Source organism: Nocardioides malaquae, from assembly GCF_015070385.1.
Taxonomy (GTDB): Bacteria; Actinomycetota; Actinomycetes; order Propionibacteriales; family Nocardioidaceae; genus Nocardioides; species Nocardioides malaquae.
Map to the genome: position 1 here is coordinate 1 of NZ_JADCSA010000023.1, position 16,674 is coordinate 16,674.

The 16,674-nt window shown below is 71.3% G+C and carries 15 protein-coding genes and 1 rRNA gene; 6 read left to right on the forward strand and 10 right to left on the reverse strand.

The window, feature by feature from the left end; translation table 11 throughout:
* Together rrf and IEQ44_RS18010 are read left to right on the forward strand one after the other, a co-directional pair.
* Nucleotides 1-70, forward strand: a 5S ribosomal RNA gene (gene rrf, locus IEQ44_RS18500); the annotation flags it as partial.
* Nucleotides 71-209: 139 nt separating this feature from the next.
* Nucleotides 210-1,310 carry a cytochrome P450 gene (locus IEQ44_RS18010; protein ID WP_319804711.1) on the forward strand — a complete coding sequence of 367 codons (1,101 nt, stop codon included), beginning with the start codon at nt 210-212 and terminating at the stop codon, nt 1,308-1,310.
* A gap of 58 nt (nt 1,311-1,368) precedes the next feature.
* On the opposite strand, the gene IEQ44_RS15295 is transcribed toward IEQ44_RS18010, so the two are convergent.
* From IEQ44_RS15295 to IEQ44_RS15320, 6 genes are all read right to left on the reverse strand, one after another.
* Entirely contained in the window at nt 1,369-2,262 is an 894-nt protein-coding gene (locus IEQ44_RS15295) for an aldehyde dehydrogenase family protein (protein WP_193639347.1), read from the reverse strand.
* Complete coding sequence (locus IEQ44_RS15300; RefSeq protein ID WP_227487585.1) at nt 2,259-3,719, reverse strand: aldehyde dehydrogenase family protein; 1,461 nt, start codon at nt 3,717-3,719, stop codon at nt 2,259-2,261. Before IEQ44_RS15300 ends, IEQ44_RS15295 begins: the two co-directional genes overlap by 4 nt.
* Nucleotides 3,720-3,731: 12 nt before the next feature.
* Complete coding sequence (deoC, locus tag IEQ44_RS15305; protein WP_193639348.1) at nt 3,732-4,733, reverse strand: deoxyribose-phosphate aldolase; 1,002 nt, start codon at nt 4,731-4,733, stop codon at nt 3,732-3,734.
* Nucleotides 4,734-4,782: 49 nt separating this feature from the next.
* Nucleotides 4,783-6,444 carry a phospho-sugar mutase gene (locus IEQ44_RS15310; RefSeq protein WP_193639349.1) on the reverse strand — a complete coding sequence of 554 codons (1,662 nt, stop codon included), beginning with the start codon at nt 6,442-6,444 and terminating at the stop codon, nt 4,783-4,785.
* 50 nt (nt 6,445-6,494) lie between these two features.
* Nucleotides 6,495-6,992, reverse strand: a complete 498-nt coding sequence (gene tpx, locus IEQ44_RS15315; RefSeq protein WP_193639350.1) for a thiol peroxidase — start codon at nt 6,990-6,992, stop codon at nt 6,495-6,497.
* Nucleotides 6,993-7,066: 74 nt separating this feature from the next.
* The gene (locus tag IEQ44_RS15320) at nt 7,067-7,867 is read right to left on the reverse strand and encodes a purine-nucleoside phosphorylase (protein ID WP_193639351.1); all 801 of its coding nucleotides are present in this window, start codon (nt 7,865-7,867) and stop codon (nt 7,067-7,069) included.
* 52 nt (nt 7,868-7,919) lie between these two features.
* Between IEQ44_RS15320 and IEQ44_RS15325 the strand changes: the two genes are divergently transcribed.
* Nucleotides 7,920-9,026, forward strand: coding sequence for an FUSC family protein (locus IEQ44_RS15325; protein ID WP_193639352.1), 1,107 nt, complete (start codon nt 7,920-7,922; stop codon nt 9,024-9,026).
* A 27-nt stretch (nt 9,027-9,053) separates the two neighbouring features.
* Here IEQ44_RS15325 and IEQ44_RS15330 read toward each other — a convergent pair whose 3' ends face one another.
* A complete protein-coding gene (locus IEQ44_RS15330) occupies nt 9,054-9,506 on the reverse strand; it encodes a gamma-glutamylcyclotransferase family protein (RefSeq protein ID WP_193639353.1) in 453 nt (150 codons plus the stop codon).
* A 61-nt stretch (nt 9,507-9,567) separates the two neighbouring features.
* On the opposite strand from IEQ44_RS15330, the gene lpdA reads away from it, so the two are divergent.
* Nucleotides 9,568-10,974 carry a dihydrolipoyl dehydrogenase gene (gene lpdA, locus IEQ44_RS15335; RefSeq protein WP_193639354.1) on the forward strand — a complete coding sequence of 469 codons (1,407 nt, stop codon included), beginning with the start codon at nt 9,568-9,570 and terminating at the stop codon, nt 10,972-10,974.
* 50 nt (nt 10,975-11,024) lie between these two features.
* Nucleotides 11,025-12,434, forward strand: coding sequence for an NAD(P)H-quinone dehydrogenase (locus tag IEQ44_RS15340; protein ID WP_193639355.1), 1,410 nt, complete (start codon nt 11,025-11,027; stop codon nt 12,432-12,434).
* A gap of 36 nt (nt 12,435-12,470) precedes the next feature.
* On the opposite strand, the gene IEQ44_RS15345 is transcribed toward IEQ44_RS15340, so the two are convergent.
* Nucleotides 12,471-12,707 (reverse strand): biotin/lipoyl-containing protein, encoded by a 237-nt coding sequence (locus tag IEQ44_RS15345; protein ID WP_193639356.1) that lies wholly within the window; start codon nt 12,705-12,707, stop codon nt 12,471-12,473.
* 148 nt (nt 12,708-12,855) lie between these two features.
* On the opposite strand from IEQ44_RS15345, the gene IEQ44_RS15350 reads away from it, so the two are divergent.
* Complete coding sequence (locus IEQ44_RS15350; protein WP_193639357.1) at nt 12,856-14,100, forward strand: SpoIID/LytB domain-containing protein; 1,245 nt, start codon at nt 12,856-12,858, stop codon at nt 14,098-14,100.
* A gap of 2 nt (nt 14,101-14,102) precedes the next feature.
* Here IEQ44_RS15350 and IEQ44_RS15355 read toward each other — a convergent pair whose 3' ends face one another.
* Complete coding sequence (locus IEQ44_RS15355; RefSeq protein ID WP_193639358.1) at nt 14,103-15,824, reverse strand: FAD-binding dehydrogenase; 1,722 nt, start codon at nt 15,822-15,824, stop codon at nt 14,103-14,105.
* A complete protein-coding gene (locus tag IEQ44_RS15360) occupies nt 15,821-16,489 on the reverse strand; it encodes a TetR/AcrR family transcriptional regulator (RefSeq protein WP_193639359.1) in 669 nt (222 codons plus the stop codon). Before IEQ44_RS15360 ends, IEQ44_RS15355 begins: the two co-directional genes overlap by 4 nt.
* Nucleotides 16,490-16,674 lie beyond the last annotated feature (185 nt).

Below are 16,674 nucleotides of genomic sequence, written 5' to 3' on the forward strand. Positions count from 1 at the left end.
GGAAGTTAAGCCTTTCAGCGCCGATGGTACTGCGACCGAGAGGTCGTGGGAGAGTAGGACGCCGCCGGACATACCTTGAAGACCAGGAGAGGGAGCACCCCACGTGAGAGTGCTCCCTCTTCTGGCATTTCTGCGTCCGCCGACGGCGGTGAGTGATGGGCAGAGGCGCACCGTTACTGTGGAAGGATCACCGAGGACGGGAGCAGAAGGTGTCGGTTCATCAGACTGGCGGCGGCTGCCCGGCAGCCCCGAGGCAGGTCGACGGAGGGTGGGCGCTGACGTCTCACGCCCACGTGGTCGGCGCTGCGGAGGACCCGGAGACGTTCTCCAGCGCGGTGTCGCGTCACCTGCAGATCCCCAACGGGTTGGACGGCAGTGAGCACGCGCGCTGGCGTCGGTTCGTCGAGTCCTGGTTCACCCTTGAGCGGATGGCCGACGTGGAGCCCGTGCTGCGAGCCGTGGCGCAGGACCTTGTCGAGGAGTTGGCTGACGGCGCGGTCTTCGACGCCGTGCAGCACCTGGGTAGCCGCTACGCCGTGCGCGCGACCTGCGAGTGGTTGGGGTGGCCCAGCAGCGTCGAGGACGAGCTCCTGGAGTGGATGGCCCGCAACGTCGAGGCGACGCGGTCGGGGGACCACACGCGTACGGCCGCGGTGGCTGACGAGTTCGACCGCTTCATCACGCGCATGGTGGAGGCCGGACCTGCGGCCCACGGTCTGCGGGTGACGGACGAGGTGGCCGCCGCCACGGTCGACGGCGCCGTGGTGGGCCACGACGAGGTGGTGTCGATCCTGCGCAACTGGACGGCGGGCGACCTCTCGTCCGTGGCGCTGTGCGTGGGAGTCGTGCTGCAGACGTTGGCGGACCGGCCCGAGGTCCAGGCCGAGTGTCGGCGCCGGGTCGACGACGACTCCGGCCTCGACCGGGCGATCGACGAGATCCTGCGGATCGACGATCCCTTCGTCGTCAACCGACGGGTCGCGACCCGAGACGTGCGGGTGGGCGAGACCGCCATCGCGGCGGGGAGTCGGGTGCTGCTCGACTGGACCGCCGCCAACCGCGACCCCGAGCGGTTCGACTCCGGCAGTGGGGTCGACGAGTTCGCCCCCGAGGCGAACGCCGAGCACAACCTCGTCTACGGCAGGGGACCACACGTCTGCCCCGGGCGACCGCTCGCCAGCCTCGAGCTGCGTACGCTCCTGCGTGCCGTGCTCCGGGCGTCGACGCAGGTCGAGCGGGCCGGAGAGCCCGTACGCTCCCTCCCGCCGCTCGGCGGATGGGCCTCCGCCCCACTCCGACTGCGGAGGTGAGGCGGAGCGCCCCGTTCCTCGGGGCGAGCTGGCCAGTCCTGGGCGGGCTGGCCAGCGCTCAGATGCCGATCGGGTGCCAGACGGTCTTGGTCTCGAGGAACGAGGTCATCCGCTCGATGCCGGGCGCGGTGAACCAGTCGGGTTCCTGAGCCGGGGCGCGGAGCACACGCTTGAGGTTCTCCGCTCCTGCGGCCTCCAGCTCGGCGGCGGCCTCGGCGTCGCCCGCGACCCCGGTGAGGTCGAGGCCGTTGACGTCCATGTGGGCGGCCAGCCACGGCATCGGGATGCGCCAGTCACCCGTGAGCAGGTTGACCACCCCGCCCGGGACGTCGCTGGTGGCCAGCACCTCGGCCAGGTTGACCGACGGGAGCGGGCGCTCGTAGGAGGTGATGACCACGGCGGTGTTGCCGGTGACGATGACCGGAGCCAGCACGGAGACCAGACCGAGCAGCGACGAGGCCTGCGGAGCCACCACCGCCACCACCCCGGTCGGCTCGGGGGAGGAGAGGTTGAAGAAGGGCGCCGCGACCGGGTTGGCCGAGCCGGTGACCTGGGTGATCTTGTCGGCCCACCCTGCATACCAGACCAGGCGGTCGACGGACTCGTCGACAATCGCACTGGCGCGCGCCGCGTCGACGCCCTCGCCCAGGCGTACGGACTCGACGAACTGGGCCCGACGGTCCTCCAGGACCTCGGCGATGCGGTAGACGATCTGCGCGCGGTTGTAGGCCGTGCGGGCCGACCAGCCACTGAAGGCCTTGCGCGCGGCGACCACGGCGTCGCGGGCGTCCTTGCGCGAGGCCAGGGCGGCGTTGGCCACGAAGTCGCCGTCAGCGTCGTTGACCACGTAGGAGTACCCCGACTCGGAGCGGGGGAACGCCCCGCCGACGTAGAGCTTGTAGGTCTTGCGCACCCCGGCGCGGGCCGGCGTGCTGTCCTTGGCAGTGCTCACTTGAGGTATCCCTCCAGTCCGTGGCGACCGCCCTCGCGGCCGTATCCGGACTCCTTGTAGCCGCCGAACGGCGACGTGGGGTCGAACTTGTTGAAGGTGTTGGCCCACACCACGCCAGCGCGCAGCTGGTTGGCCATCCACAGGATCCTCGAGCCCTTCTCGGTCCAGACACCGGCCGAGAGCCCGTAGGGGGAGTTGTTCGCCTTCTCCACCGCCTCGCTCGGGGTGCGGAAGGTGAGGACCGAGAGCACCGGGCCGAAGATCTCGGCCTGGGCCACCCGGTGGGCCTGGGTGACGTTGCTGAAGACGGTGGGGGGGAACCAGAAGCCGTTGCCCGGCAGCTCGCAGGCCGGCGACCACCGGGTCGCGCCCTCGTCCTCGCCGGCGTCGGCCAGCTCGGTGATGCGCTTGAGCTGCTCGGCGGAGTTGACCGCGCCGATGTCGGTGTTCTTGTCGAGCGGGTCACCGAGGCGCAGCGTCGACATCCGGCGCTTGAGGCGCTCCAGCACCTCCTCGGCCACCGACTCCTGCACCAGGAGGCGCGACCCCGCGCAGCAGACGTGTCCCTGGTTGAAGAAGATGCCGTTGACGATGCCCTCGACGGCCTGGTCGACCGGCGCGTCGTCGAAGACGATGTTGGCGCCCTTGCCACCCAGCTCGAGGGTCACCTTCTTGTCGGTGCCGGCGACCTGGCGTGCGATCGCCCGACCGACGTCCGTCGACCCGGTGAAGGCGACCTTGTCCACGCCCGGGTGGGCCACCAGCGCACGCCCGGTGTCGCCGGCGCCGTTGACAATGTTGACGACGCCGGGGGGCAGGTCGGCCTGCTGGCAGATCTCCGCGAAGAGCATCGCCGACAGGGGCGTGGTCTCGGCGGGCTTCAGCACGACGGTGTTGCCGGTCGCCAGCGCGGGTGCGACCTTCCACGCCAGCATGAGGAGCGGGAAGTTCCACGGGATCACCTGGGCGGCGACGCCGAGCGGCTGCGGGTCGGGCTTGCCGGGCACTGCGTACTCGAGCTTGTCGGCCCATCCGGCGTGGTAGAAGAAGTGCGCCGCGACGGTCGGCACGTCGAAGTCGCGGGTCTCCTTGATCGGCTTGCCGTTGTCGAGCGTCTCCAGGACGGCCAGCTCCCGGCCGCGCTCCTGGATGATCCGGGCGATCCGGTAGAGGTACTTCGCCCGCTCGCGTCCCGGCATCCGCGACCAGGTCGCGAAGGCCTTGCGCGCGGCGGCGACGGCCGTGTCGACCTCGGCGTCGGTGGCGGCGGAGACCTCCGCCAGCACCTCCTCGGTGGCCGGGTTGAGGGAGGTGAACGTCTCGCCGGTGCCCTCGACGAACTCACCGTCGACGAAGTGGCCGTAGGAGTCGGCGATCGTGACGATGCCGCGCGACTCCGGCGCGGGGGCGTACTCGAACAGAGCCGCAGGGGCGGCGGTGTCGGGAACCTTGACCATGGGGAGCTCGCTTCAGTCCACGGAGACGTAGTCGGGGCCGGAGTAGCGGCCTGTGAGCATCTTGGAGCGCTGCATCAACAGGTCGTTGAGCAGCGACGAGGCGCCGAAGCGGAACCAGTCCGGGTCGAGCCAGTCGGGGCCACAGGTCTCGTTGACCATGACGAGGTACTTGATGGCGTCCTTGGTGGTGCGGATGCCGCCAGCGGGCTTGACCCCGACCATCTGGCCGGTCGCCTCGCGGAAGTCGCGCACCGCCTCGAGCATCACCAGCGTCACCGGCAGGGTGGCGGCCGGGGAGACCTTGCCGGTGGAGGTCTTGATGAAGTGGCCGCCGGCCATCATGGCCAGCCACGACGCGCGACGGACGTTGTCGTAGGTCTGCAGCTCGCCGGTCTCGAAGATCACCTTCAGGTGAGCCTCGCTGCCGTCGGGACGACGGCACGCCTCACGCACGGCGACGATCTCGTCGAAGACGTCGAGGTAGCGGCCCTCGAGGAAGGCGCCCCGGTCGATCACCATGTCGATCTCGTCGGCCCCCGCCTCCACCGCGTCGGCGGTGTCGGCCAGCTTGATGTCCAGGGCCGCGCGACCGCTGGGGAAGGCGGTGGCCACGGCGGCCACGTTGACCCCGCTGTCGCCGAGGGTCTCCTTGGCGACGCCCACCATGTCGGGGTAGACGCAGACGGCGGCCGTCGCCGGGCAGGTCGGGTCGCCGGGCTCGGGGCGCATCGCCTTGAAGGCCAGCGAGCGGACCTTGCCGGGGGTGTCCATGCCCTCCAGGGTCGTCAGGTCGACCATCCGGATGGCCAGGTCGATGGCGCGGGCCTTCGCAGTCGTCTTCACCGAGCGGGTGCCCAGGGATGCGGCGCGGGCCTCGCAGCCGACCTGGTCGACGCCCGGGAGGCCGTGGAGGAAGCGGCGCAGGGAGGCATCGGAGCGGGTGACCTCGTCGAACTGGGGGAGATCCGCTGAGCCCGGGCCTGCACTCGTCGTTGAGGCAGAAGTGGCTGTCACCGCATCAGCATACGTACGGACCGCCCCGCGACAGCAACCGAAGCGTGGACTACAGGCCTGCGGCCACGCGTACGTCTGCCTTGACGGCGTCCAGTCGGCCCACCGCCGCGATGCGTGCGGCGTCCACCCCGTCCTCGGGGTCGACCGGCACGACGACCTCGAGGTAGCACTTGACCTTGGGCTCGGTGCCGCTGGGACGTACGACGACGCGGGCCCCGCCGGCGAGCGTGTAGCGCAGGCCGTCGGTGGGCGGCAGGTCGGCGCTGCCCAGGGCCAGGTCGTCGACCCGCTCCACCGCCAACCCGCCCAACGTGGCGGGCGGGGCGTTGCGGAGGCGCTCCATGGCGGCGCCGATGCCGGCCAGGTCGTCGAACCTGACGGAGAGCTGGTCGGTCGCGTGCAGTCCGTGGGTCTCGGCGATCTCGTCGAGCAGGTCGACGAGGGTGCGTCCCTCCGCCTTGAGGCGGGCCGCCAGCTCGCAGACCATGACCAGGGCGGAGACCCCGTCCTTGTCCTTCACGTGGGCGGGGTCGACGCAGTAGCCCAGCGCCTCCTCGTAGCCGAACGCGAGTCCGTCGAGGCGACCGATCCACTTGAAGCCGGTCAGGGTCTCGGCGCTCGGCTGGCCCGCGGCCTCGGCCATGCGGCGCAGCAACGACGACGAGACGATCGAGGTCGCGTAGGTGCCCCGACGCCCCTTGGCGAGCAGGTGGTGGGCCAGGAGGGCTCCCACCTCGTCGCCGCGCAGCATCTGCCAGCCGTGGGGGCCCGGCACGGCGACCGCGCAGCGGTCCGCGTCCGGGTCGTTGGCGACCACGAGGTCAGCGTCGCGCTCGGCTGCGAGCGCCAGCGCGAGGTCCATCGCGCCCGGCTCCTCGGGGTTGGGGAAGGAGACCGTGGGGAAGTCCGGGTCGGGTGCGGCCTGGGCCTCCACCACGGCGGGAGCGGGGAAGCCGGTGGCGGCCAGCGCCCGGGTCACCATCTCGCCGCCGACACCGTGCAGCGAGGTGTGGACGATCGAGAGGTCGCGCGGCCCGTCGTCGACCAGGGCGACCACGCTGGCGAGGTAACGCTCCACCAGGTCGTCGCCCAGGATCTCGCCGGGGCCGCCACGCGGCACGTCGGCCAGGGCCCCGACCGCGGCGATCTGGGCCGCGATCTCGGCGTCGGCCGGCGAGATGATCTGGCTGCCGTCGCCCAGGTAGACCTTGTAGCCGTTGTCCTGCGGGGGGTTGTGGCTGGCGGTCACCATGACCCCGGCGACGCACCCCAGGTCGCGGATCGCGAAGGCCAGGACCGGGGTCGGCAGGGTGCGGGGGAGCAGGAGGGCTCGCAGACCGGCACCGGTGACGACCTCGGCGGTGTCGCGTGCGAAGACGTCGGAGTTGTGCCGGGCGTCGTAGCCGATCACGACTGCGTCGCCGGGGCCCGCGCCCCGCTCCTTGAGGTACGCCACCAGGCCGGCGGCGGCCCGGGTCACGACGACACGGTTCATGCGGTGCGGTCCCGCTCCGAGGGCGCCGCGCAGACCCGCGGTGCCGAACTCGAGGGGCCCGCGGAACCGGTCGGCCAGGTCGGCCACCGCGACCGCGTCACCCGCGCGTGCCCGGCTGAGCAGGTCGTCGAGGGCGGACCGGGTCACCGGGTCGGGGTCCTCGGCGAGCCAGGCGGCGGCGCGGTCCAGCAGGTCGGTCGGCGTCACGGTGCTCATGACAGGCACCGTAACGCGCGACCGCCCGCTGGACCGCGCCGGACGGAAGGTCAGAGCGCCGCGATCGCCGCGTCGTAGTCGGGCTCGGTGGTGATCTCGTCGACCATCTGGGTGTAGGTGACGGTGCCCTCGGCGTCGACCAGCACGACCGAGCGAGCGAGCAGGCCCGCCATCGGCCCGTCCGCCATGGTCACGCCGTAGTCGCGACCGAAGTCGGAGCGGAAGGTCGAGCCGACGAGGACGTTGTCGATGCCCTCGGCGCCGCAGAACCGGGCCTGCGCGAACGGCAGGTCGGCCGAGACGTTGAGCACCACGGTGTCCTCACCGAGGCCGGCGGCCAGCTCGTTGAACTTGCGCACGCTCGCGGCACAGATGCCGGTGTCGACGCTCGGGAAGATGTTGAGGACCAGTCGCTTTCCCGCGACCTGCTCCTGGGTCAGGTCGGAGAGCCCGGCGCCGACGAGCTCGAAGGCCGGAGCCTTCGAGCCGACGGCCGGCAGCTCGCCGACGGTGTGGACGGGGTTGCCCTTGAACGCAGTCGTAGCCATGTCGCCATCCTGACATCCCGGGCTAACCCCTGGTCGCGTCGTCCTCCGGGTGAGCGGGGACGCGGTGCCTCCGCTCAGATCCGGGGCACGACCTCGCCGAGCAGGCCGCCCATCCGGCTCGCCGCCGATCGACCGGCCTCCAGGACCTCCTCGTGGTTGAGCGGCTCGCCACTGATGCCGGCGGCCAGGTTGGTGACGAGGCTGATGCCGAGCACCTCCATGCCGGCCTGACGGGCCGCGATGGCCTCCAGCGTCGTCGACATGCCCACCAGGTCGCCGCCCAGGACCCCGGCCATCCGGACCTCCGCCGGGGTCTCGTAGTGGGGCCCGGGGAACTGGACGTACACACCCTCGTCGAGAGTCGGGTCGACCTCGCGGCACATCGCGCGCAGCCGGGGGCTGTAGAGATCTGTCAGGTCGACGAAGTTGGCGCCCTCGATGGGGGAGGTGGCCGTGAGGTTGATGTGGTCGCTGATCAGCACGGGGGTGCCGGGCGTCCACTCCTGACGCAGACCGCCGCACCCGTTGGTCAGCACGATGGCCCGGCAGCCGGCAGCGGCGGCGGTCCGCACCGGGTGCACCACCGCCCGGACGCCCTTGCCCTCGTAGAAGTGGGTGCGGGAGAGGAAGACGAGCACGTTGCGCTCGCCCACGCGCAGCGAGCGGATCCGGCCGGAGTGGCCGGCGACGCCAGCCGCGTGGAAGCCGGGCAGGTCGGTGGTGGCGATCTCGGCGGTCGCGGGGCCCAGGGCGTCGACGGCCGGCAGCCAGCCGGAGCCCAGCACCAGCGCGACGTCGTGCGACTCCACTCCCGTGAGGTCACGCAGGGCGGCGGCGGCCTGGTCGGCCAGGGCGAACGGGTCGGTGTCGGTCATTCCCCGATCCTAGAACGGGGGTCGGGCTGGTTCGCCGTGTGAGGATGGGCGGGTGAGTCCTGGGCGGTCGGTGGTGAGGGCGCTGGTCGTGCCCGACCTCACCCTGCGCGAGCGGCTGGCCAAGGTGCGCAAGCGGTGGCGACTCCTGCTGCGGTTGGGCGTCTCCACCTCCGCCTCCTACGCGATCGCCACCGAGATCTTCGGCCACGAGCAGGCGTTCTTCGCGCCGGTGGCGGCCGTGGTGGTGCTGCTGGCAGGCGTCGGCCTGCGCCAACGGCTGCTCGTGGAGCTGATCGTGGGTGTCTCTCTCGGGGTGCTCGTCGGAGAGCTGCTGATCATGGCGATCGGGCGCGGGGTCTGGCAGCTGGCCCTGATCGTGGTGATCACCGTCATCACCGCGACCTTCGCCGGCTTCAAGGGCGTGGCCCTGACCCAGGCCACCAACTCCGGCGTGCTGCTCGCCGCCGTGCTCCCGGTGGCCGGTGCGACCAACCCGGCGGTGACCCGCTTCATCGACGCCCTGCTCGGAGGCTTCTGCGCCTGGGCGATGATCCTGCTGCTCCCGCGCAACCCGACCCGCGACCTCGACCTCGAGGTGCGCCCCCTGCTCACCGATCTCCGCGACATCCTGGAGTCGCTGGCCCGCGCCATGCGTACGGTCGACGCGCCCGCCGCGCACCTCGTGCTGTCGCGGGCCCGCGGGCTGCAGGACAAGATCACCTCGGCCCAGACCACGGCGGCCAACGTGCGCGAGGTGGCCACCATGTCGCCGATGCGGTGGAGCCAGCGGGCGGAGGTGCAGCGCTACACCTCGGTGCTGGACGACGTCGACAACGCGATCCGGGACGCCCGCGTGCTGGCCCGTCGGGTCTCGTCGATGATGCGGATGGGCGAGGTGCCCGGCGAACGTCTGGCGCTGGCGGTCGAGGAGCTCGCGGAGGGCGTGGCCGTCTTCCAGGACCACCTGGCCGAGCCGGGGGAGCGGGCCCGGGCCGAGAACCTGCTCGTCGACGCAGTGCGCATCGCGATGGAGGCGCTCACCGACGAGATGACCCTCAACCGGGCGGCGGTCGCCGCCCAGATCCGGTCGTTGGCCGCCGACGTGCTCTACGCCGGAGGCATGACCCGCGACGAGCTGGACGTACGCCTCAACTTCTGAGGAGTGGTTCGGCGGGGCGCCCGGAGCTCAGTGGCCGATGGAGCGGCAGGGCCGGTTGCGCAGCGCGGTCACGTAGTCGGCCGGCGCGTCGGCCGCCTCGGCGGCCTCCGCCAGTCCGCCCAGGGTGAGGGCGCTGGGCAGCCCGCCCTCGTAGGCGTCGAGCACGTAGGTCCAGGCGACGACCTCGCCGGTCATGCCCGCGACCCGCACCCGCGTCTTGCGGTAGAGGCCGGTGTCGGCCTGCTCCCAGCGGTCGAGGCCGACCGCGTCCTCGTTCGTCACGTCGTAGAGCGCGACGAAGACCTGCTCGAGGGGGTCCTCGACCACCGTGACCAGGGCGCCGTCCCAGCCGTGCTCCTCGCCCCCGAACGTCAGCCGCCATCCCGTCAGCCAGCCGGTCCCGCGCAGCGGAGAGTGGGGGCAGCGCTCGCCCATGCGTCGTGGGTCGAGGTTCGTCCCGTAGGCGGCGTAGAGCGTCACGAACTGAAGGGTAGCCACTCCGGCTGGTTGGAGGGTGTCGCGAGGGCCTAAACTCGACCGTGTGACTGACTCCGCGACTCACTTCGACCTCGTTGTCCTCGGCGCCGGCCCCGGCGGTTACGTCGCCGCGATCCGTGCCTCCCAGCTCGGCCTGAAGGTGGCCGTGGTGGAGAAGCAGTACTGGGGTGGTGTCTGCCTCAACGTCGGGTGCATCCCCTCGAAGGCGCTGCTGAAGAACGCGGAGCTGGCCCACCTGCTCGCGCACGACAAGAAGAAGTACGGCATCGAGGGCGACGCGACGATGTCCTACGGCCCGACCCACAAGCGGTCGCGCCAGGTCAGTGCCGGCATCGTCAAGGGCGTCCACTTCCTCATGAAGAAGAACAAGATCACCGAGGTGGACGGCTGGGGCACCCTGACCTCGCCCACCTCGATGTCGGTCGCGCTCAACGACGGCTCGTCGAGCGAGCTCACCTTCGACAACCTCATCATCGCCACCGGTGCGACCGTGCGCCTGCTGCCGGGCATCGAGGTCTCCGAGAACGTCGTCACCTATGAGGAGCAGATCCTCGACGAGCAGCTGCCGTCGTCGATCATCATCGGTGGCTCGGGGGCCATCGGCGTCGAGTTCGCCTACGTCATGAAGAACTTCGGCGTCGACGTCACCATCGTCGAGTTCGCCGACCGGATGGTGCCGGCCGAGGACGCCGACGTCTCCAAGGAGCTGCTCAAGCACTACAAGAAGCTCGGCGTGAAGGTGTTGCTCTCCACCAAGGTGGAGAAGGTGGAGGACACCGGCTCCGGCGTCAAGGTCACGGTCTCCCCGGCTGAAGGCGGTGACGCCCAGGTGCTCGAGGCCGACAAGATGCTCGCGGCCTTCGGCTTCGCGCCCCGCCTGGAGGGTTACGGCCTGGAGGCGATCGGCGTCGAGACCGACCGCGGCGCGATCAAGGTCGACGCCCGCGGCCGCACCAACGTCGACGGCGTCTACGCCATCGGCGACGTCACCGGCAAGATGATGCTCGCCCACGTGGCCGAGGCCATGGGTGTCGTGGCGGCCGAGACGATGGCCGGTGCGGAGACGATGGAGATCGACTTCGACATGATCCCGCGCGCCACCTACTGCCATCCGCAGATCGGCTCCTTCGGCTACTCCGAGCAGCAGGCGAAGGACAAGGGCTACGACGTGAAGACCGCCACCTTCCCCTTCACCGCCAACGGCAAGGCCGCCGGTCTGGGTGAGACCGCTGGCTTCGTCAAGGTCGTGGCCGACGCGAAGTACAACGAGATCCTGGGCGCCCACATGATCGGCCCCGACGTGACCGAGCTGTTGCCCGTGCTGACGATGGCGCAGCGCTTCGACCTCACGGCCGACGAGGTGGCGCGCAACGTCTTCGCCCACCCGACGCTGACCGAGGCGGTCAAGGAAGCCGTGGAGGGCATCGCGGGCCACATGATCAACTTCTGATCGCGGTCGAGCACGCAGCACCACACGTACAGCGAAGGGAAGTGCCGCACATGGACCGGGTCGTGGTGATCGGGGGAGGCCCCGGCGGATACGAGGCGGCCCACGTGGCCGCCCAGCTGGGTGCCGAGGTGGTGGTCGTCGACAGCGACGGCCTGGGTGGTTCGGCGGTCCTCACCGACTGCGTGCCGTCCAAGACGTTGATCGCGGCGGCCGAGGTGATGAGTGACGTCACCCGGGCCGTCGAGCTCGGCATCACCTACCACGACGACGGCTCCGCCTCCTCCGAGCACATGCGCGTCGACCTGGCCCGGATCAACGCCAGGGTGAAGGCCCTGGCGGCCGAGCAGTCGGCCGACATCGCCGCCGGTCTGGAGCGTGCGGGCGTACGCATCGTGCGTGGCCGCGGCCGGCTGGACGGTCCGCAGCGCGTCGTCGTCGACCTCAACGACGGTGGCAGCGAGACCCTCGAGGCCGACACGGTGCTGCTGGCGACCGGTGCCGCCCCGCGGACCCTGGCGAGCGCCCAGCCCGACGGGGAACGGATCCTGACCTGGGAGCAGGTCTACGACCTCGACGAGGTGCCCGAGTCGCTGGTCGTGGTGGGCTCCGGCGTCACCGGCGCCGAGTTCGCCTCGGCCTACCTCGCGCTCGGGATCCCCGTCACCCTGGTCTCCTCGCGCGACCGGGTCCTGCCCGGCGAGGACGCCGACGCCTCCGCGGTGCTGGAGGAGGTGGCCAAGCGGCGCGGCATGAACGTCCTGTCGACCTCGCGCATGGAGTCGGTGACCCGCGATGGCGACGTGGTGCGGGTGACGCTGACCGACGGTCGCACCGTCGAGGCGTCCCACGTGATCCTCGCCCTCGGATCGGTGCCGAAGACCACCGACCTGGGCCTCGAGGAGGCAGGGGTGCGGCTCGACGAGGGCGGCTTCGTCAAGGTTGACCGGGTCTCGCGCACCAGCGTCCGCGGTGTCTACGCGGCGGGCGACTGCACGGGCGTGCTGATGCTCGCCTCGGTCGCCGCCATGCAGGGCCGCATCGCCATGTGGCACGCCCTCGGTGACGCCGTCACGCCCCTCGACCTCACCAAGGTCTCCTCCAACGTCTTCACCGCCCCCGAGATCGCCACCGTGGGCTGGACCCAGAAGGCGGTCGACGCCGGCGAGGTCGACGCCGAGGTCGTGATGCTGCCGCTGGCCGGCAACGCACGCGCCAAGATGCAGGGCGTGCACGACGGTTTCGTCAAGCTCTTCTGCCGTCGCGGCACGGGCATCGTGATGGGCGGCGTGGTCGTGGGTCCGCGAGCCAGCGAGCTGATCCACCCGGTCTCCCTGGCCGTCGCGGAGTCGGTGACCGCCGACGCGCTGGCCCAGGCCTTCACCGTCTACCCGTCGATGAGCGGGTCGGTCGCCGAGGCGGCGCGCCGTCTGCGCAACGTGCACCCGCCGCAGACCTTCTGACGCGTACGGCGCCGCGCTCGGGCCTACGTACTCGGGTCAGGTGAGCTCGACCAGCACGTCGCCGCCGGCGACCGGGGCAGGCTCGGTCACGGCGACGGCGCTCACCACACCGGCTCGGGGGGCGGTGACGGGCGCCTCCATCTTCATGGCCTCCAGCACCGCGACGACCTCGCCCGCCGCCACGTGGGCGCCGACCGCCACCACGACGGTGGCCAGGCCGTGGAAGGGGGCGGTGACGGGCGTGGCCGTCGGCGCGGGGGAGGTCTCGTGCACCGCCCCAGCGTAGTCGGCACCCCGCTCCGGCGGCGCGCAACTACACCTCTGTAGTTCCGGCGTTCGCATGGACCGCGGGCGCCGCCTGTGATTCGCTCGACGGTGCACCCCCTGTCCCACCAGCACCACACCGAGAACCAGAGAGACGATGTCGCCGCTCAGCTCCCGCCTCCGTCCGTTCGCGCTCGCCCTCGCCGGCAGCGCCGCACTCGCCGTCTCGCTGCTGCCCCCCGCTGCGCAGGCCGCCGACCGGGTGGACGTGAAGCGCAACACCACGGTCGTGATCGACGGCAAGGGCTACGGCCACGGCAAGGGCCTGTCGCAGTACGGGGCCCAGGGAGCGGCCCGCGAGGGACGCACCCACCGCGAGATCGCCGAGTTCTACTACCCGGGCACCTCGTGGGGCAGCGTCAAGGGACAGGTCAAGGTGCGCATCAGCCGCGCCACCTCCTCCGACCTCGTGGTGCGCTCGCGCGACCGGCTGCGGATCAGGGCCGTCAACGCCAAGCAGACGTGGATGCTGCCCGACAACGGCGCCCAGCTCTGGCGACTCACCACCAACCGCCGCAACCGCACCGTCGTCCAGTTCCAGCGACCCGGGGCCAGGTGGAAGCGGTACGCCGCGTTCTCCGGCGTCGGCCAGTTCGGCGCTGCCGGACGCCCCATCACCCTGGTGACCCCGAGCGGCGACGTCGCCTACCGCGGCCGCCTGCGGGCTGCGGCGCCGGTCAAGGGCAGCCGCCAGCGCGAGACCGTCAACCTCGTCTCAATGGAGAACTACCTGCGCGGGGTCGTGCCGCTGGAGATGCCCGCCTCCTGGCACCCCGAGGCCGTGCGGGCCCAGGCCGTGGCGGCGCGCACCTACGCGACGTACGAGCGCAACCACCCGCTCGCCAGGCACTACCAGATCTGCGACACCACCCAGTGCCAAGTCTACGGCGGTGCCTCGGCGGAGCACCCGCTCTCCGACGACGCCATCCGCGCCACCGCCCGTCAGATCCTCACCCACGACGGCGAGGCCGCCTTCACCCAGTTCGGCTCCAGCAACGGAGGGTGGACCGCTGCCGGCTCGATGCCCTACCAGGTCGCCCAGCCCGACCCCTGGGACGGCTGGTCGGGCAACCCGGTGCACGACTGGCAGGTGAGGTTCACCCGTGCGGAGATCGAGCAGACGTGGCCGGAGATCGGCACCCTGCAGCGTGTGCGGGTGAGGTCTCGCACCGGTCACGGTGAGTACGGCGGTCGGGTCGTCGCCATCTCCCTCGTCGGGAGCGACCGTACGCTCGACCTCACCGGCGACGACGTCCGCTCCGCGCTGGGTCTGAGGTCGAACTGGTTCGACCTCAGCGCCCTCACGCCGAGTCGACGGACCGCCCGCAGCAGCGTGCGCTGACCTCAGGAGCCGGCCAGCGCGCGCCCCGCCGCCCGGCCGGAGAAGATGCAGCCACCGAGGAAGGTGCCCTCGAGCGCGTTGTAGCCGTGCACCCCGCCGCCACCGAAGCCGGCGACCTCGCCCGCGGCGTACAGGCCCGGGATCGGGCTGCCGTCGGCGGCCACGCACTGGCTGTCGAGGTTGGTCTCCAGGCCCCCCAGCGACTTGCGGGAGAGGATGTTGAGCCGCACGGCGACGAGCGGCCCGTGCTCGGGGTCGAGGATGCGGTGCGGCTTGGCGACGCGGATCAGCTTGTCCGTACGCGAGCGGCGGGCGTTGGCCATCACCATGAGCTGGACGTCCTTGCCGAAGGCGTTGCCCAGCTCGCGGTCGCGCGCCTCGATCTGGCGCTGCACCTCGTCGACGTCGAGGGCCGGTCCGCGGGCGATCGAGTTCATGCCGGCGACCAGGTCGGTGAGGTTGTCGGCGACCACGAAGTCCTCGCCGTGGCGCTTGAAGGCCTCGACGGGACCGGGTGCCCCCTTCGCCAGACGCGACTGGAGGAGGAACTTCAGGTCCTTGCCCGTGATGTCGGGGTTCTGCTCCGAGCCGGAGAGGGCGAACTCCTTCTCGATGATCGACTGGGTCAGGATGAACCACGAGTAGTCGTGACCCGTGGCCAGGATCTGCTTCATCGATCCGATCGAGTCGGCGCCGGGCACCCCTGACATGCCGGTGAGTCGGCGGCCGTTGGCGTCGAACCACATCGACGACGGTCCGGGCAGGATGCGGATCGCGTGGTCGGGCCAAACCGGGTCCCAGTTGTGGACGCCCTCCACGTAGGCCCACATCCGGTCACGGTTGACGATGCGGGCGCCCTGCGACTCGGTGATGGCGAGCATGCGACCGTCGACGTGGGCCGGCACCCCGCTGATCATGTGGCGGGGCGCGGGCCCGACCCGGTCGGTAGGCCAGTTGCGGCGCATCAGCTCGTGGTTGTGGCCGATGCCGCCCGAGGTGACCACCACGGCCGTGGCGAGGTGCTCGAAGGTGTCGACGGCGTCCCGGTTCGACTTCACGCCGCGCTCGGCGTCGTCGGCGGCCAGCAGGCTGCCGCGTACGCCCACGACTGCGCCGCCGGAGGTGACGAGCTCGTCGACCTGGTGGCGGAAGCCGAAGCGTACGAGCCCGCGTCGCTCGGCCTCCAGCACGGGCTCGGCGAAGATCCGCACGACCTCCGGACCCGTGCCCCAGGTCAGGTGGAAGCGGGGCACGGAGTTGCCGTGCCCGTCGGCGCTGCCGTCGCCCCGCTCGGCCCAGCCCACGAAGGGCAGCGACGACAGGCCCAGGTCGTGGAGGTAGTCGCGCTTGCCGCCGTGGGCCCACTCGACGTAGGCCCGGGCCCACTGCTGGGGCCAGAAGTCCTCGCCTCGACCGGGGCCCGAGGTGCCGTCGCCGAGGCGGTCGAAGGACGCGCTGCCCTGCCAGTCCTGCCAGGCGAGCTCGAGGGAGTCCTTGATGCCCATGCGGCGCTGCTCGGGGGAGTCAACGAAGAAGAGACCACCGAGTGACCACCAGGCCTGACCGCCCAGGTTCTTGCGGTTCTCCTGGTCCAGGACCAGCACCTTGCGGCCCGCCTTCGCGAGCTCGTGGGTGGCGACCAGGCCGGCGAGGCCGGCGCCGACGACGATGACGTCGGGGGTGAAGTCGGTGACCTGGTCCTGGGTGGCGGGGGAGGGGTTCATCGGTTCTCCTGGGCGGTCGTGGGCAGGTAGCGGTGGACGATCATCTCGGCGAGCAGGTGGAGCGCGGCGTCGACCGTGCGTCCCGGCGTGCCGGGCTCGGTGGTCGGGTCGAGGGTGGAGAAGGCCAGGCCGTCGAGGAAGTTGACGACGATGCTGAGCAGGGCCGCGCGCTCGTCGTCGGGCAGCAGGTCGCCCCACAGGTCGGTGGCCGTGGCGAGCATCTGCTGCTGGAACTGCTGGCGGGCCGGCTTCATGGCCGCGTGCAGGGCAGGGTCCGACCTGGCGGCGAACAGCAGCTCGCGCCACGTCTGGTTGGAGCGCGACAACACGATCGAGCGCAGGTGGTGGAGCACCTTGGTCAGCTCGTCGACGTCGGAGGCGGGGGCGTCGACCAGCTGCCGGAAGGCGGCGACGTTCGTCTCCGCGACGTGCTCGGCGGTGGCGACAAACAGGGCCATCCGGGTCGGGAAGTGCCGGAAGAGCGCGCCCTGGCTCACGCCGGCCTCGGAGCAGACGGCGGCCGTGGTCGTGCCCGAGTAGCCGCGGGTGTCCAGGCACGTGACGGTCGCGTCCAGGAGCCGGGCGATTGTGGCGTCGCGGCGCTGGGCCTGCGTACGTCGCACAGGTGCCCCGCTGGCGGCGGGATCGGTCGCGGGGGTGGGCACGGCGAGGAACCTAACATAGAGAGCGACTGCTCGCTTTGTTGCTTGTCGTCACCTGGTCCCGGTAGGCGTCACGCACCACTGGCCCGTACGCGTGCGCGTACAGGCTGTGGTCGGGTGCGGTCAGGCTGTGGGTACTGCGCTCGGAGTCGTGGCGCGTGGAGGCGGGACGGGTGGTCGCGGGACGG

Bases quoted from the DNA above. Each gene is read 5' to 3' on its own strand.
- tpx (WP_193639350.1), bottom strand. From the start codon at position 6,992: ATGGCTACGACTGCGTTCAAGGGCAACCCCGTCCACACCGTCGGCGAG.
- IEQ44_RS15300 (WP_227487585.1), bottom strand. From the start codon at position 3,719: ATGGTCAAGGTTCCCGACACCGCCGCCCCTGCGGCTCTGTTCGAGTAC.
- IEQ44_RS15340 (WP_193639355.1), top strand. From the start codon at position 11,025: ATGGACCGGGTCGTGGTGATCGGGGGAGGCCCCGGCGGATACGAGGCG.
- IEQ44_RS15355 (WP_193639358.1), bottom strand. From the start codon at position 15,824: ATGAACCCCTCCCCCGCCACCCAGGACCAGGTCACCGACTTCACCCCC.
- IEQ44_RS15350 (WP_193639357.1), top strand. From the start codon at position 12,856: ATGTCGCCGCTCAGCTCCCGCCTCCGTCCGTTCGCGCTCGCCCTCGCC.
- IEQ44_RS15320 (WP_193639351.1), bottom strand. From the start codon at position 7,867: ATGACCGACACCGACCCGTTCGCCCTGGCCGACCAGGCCGCCGCCGCC.
- IEQ44_RS15310 (WP_193639349.1), bottom strand. From the start codon at position 6,444: ATGAGCACCGTGACGCCGACCGACCTGCTGGACCGCGCCGCCGCCTGG.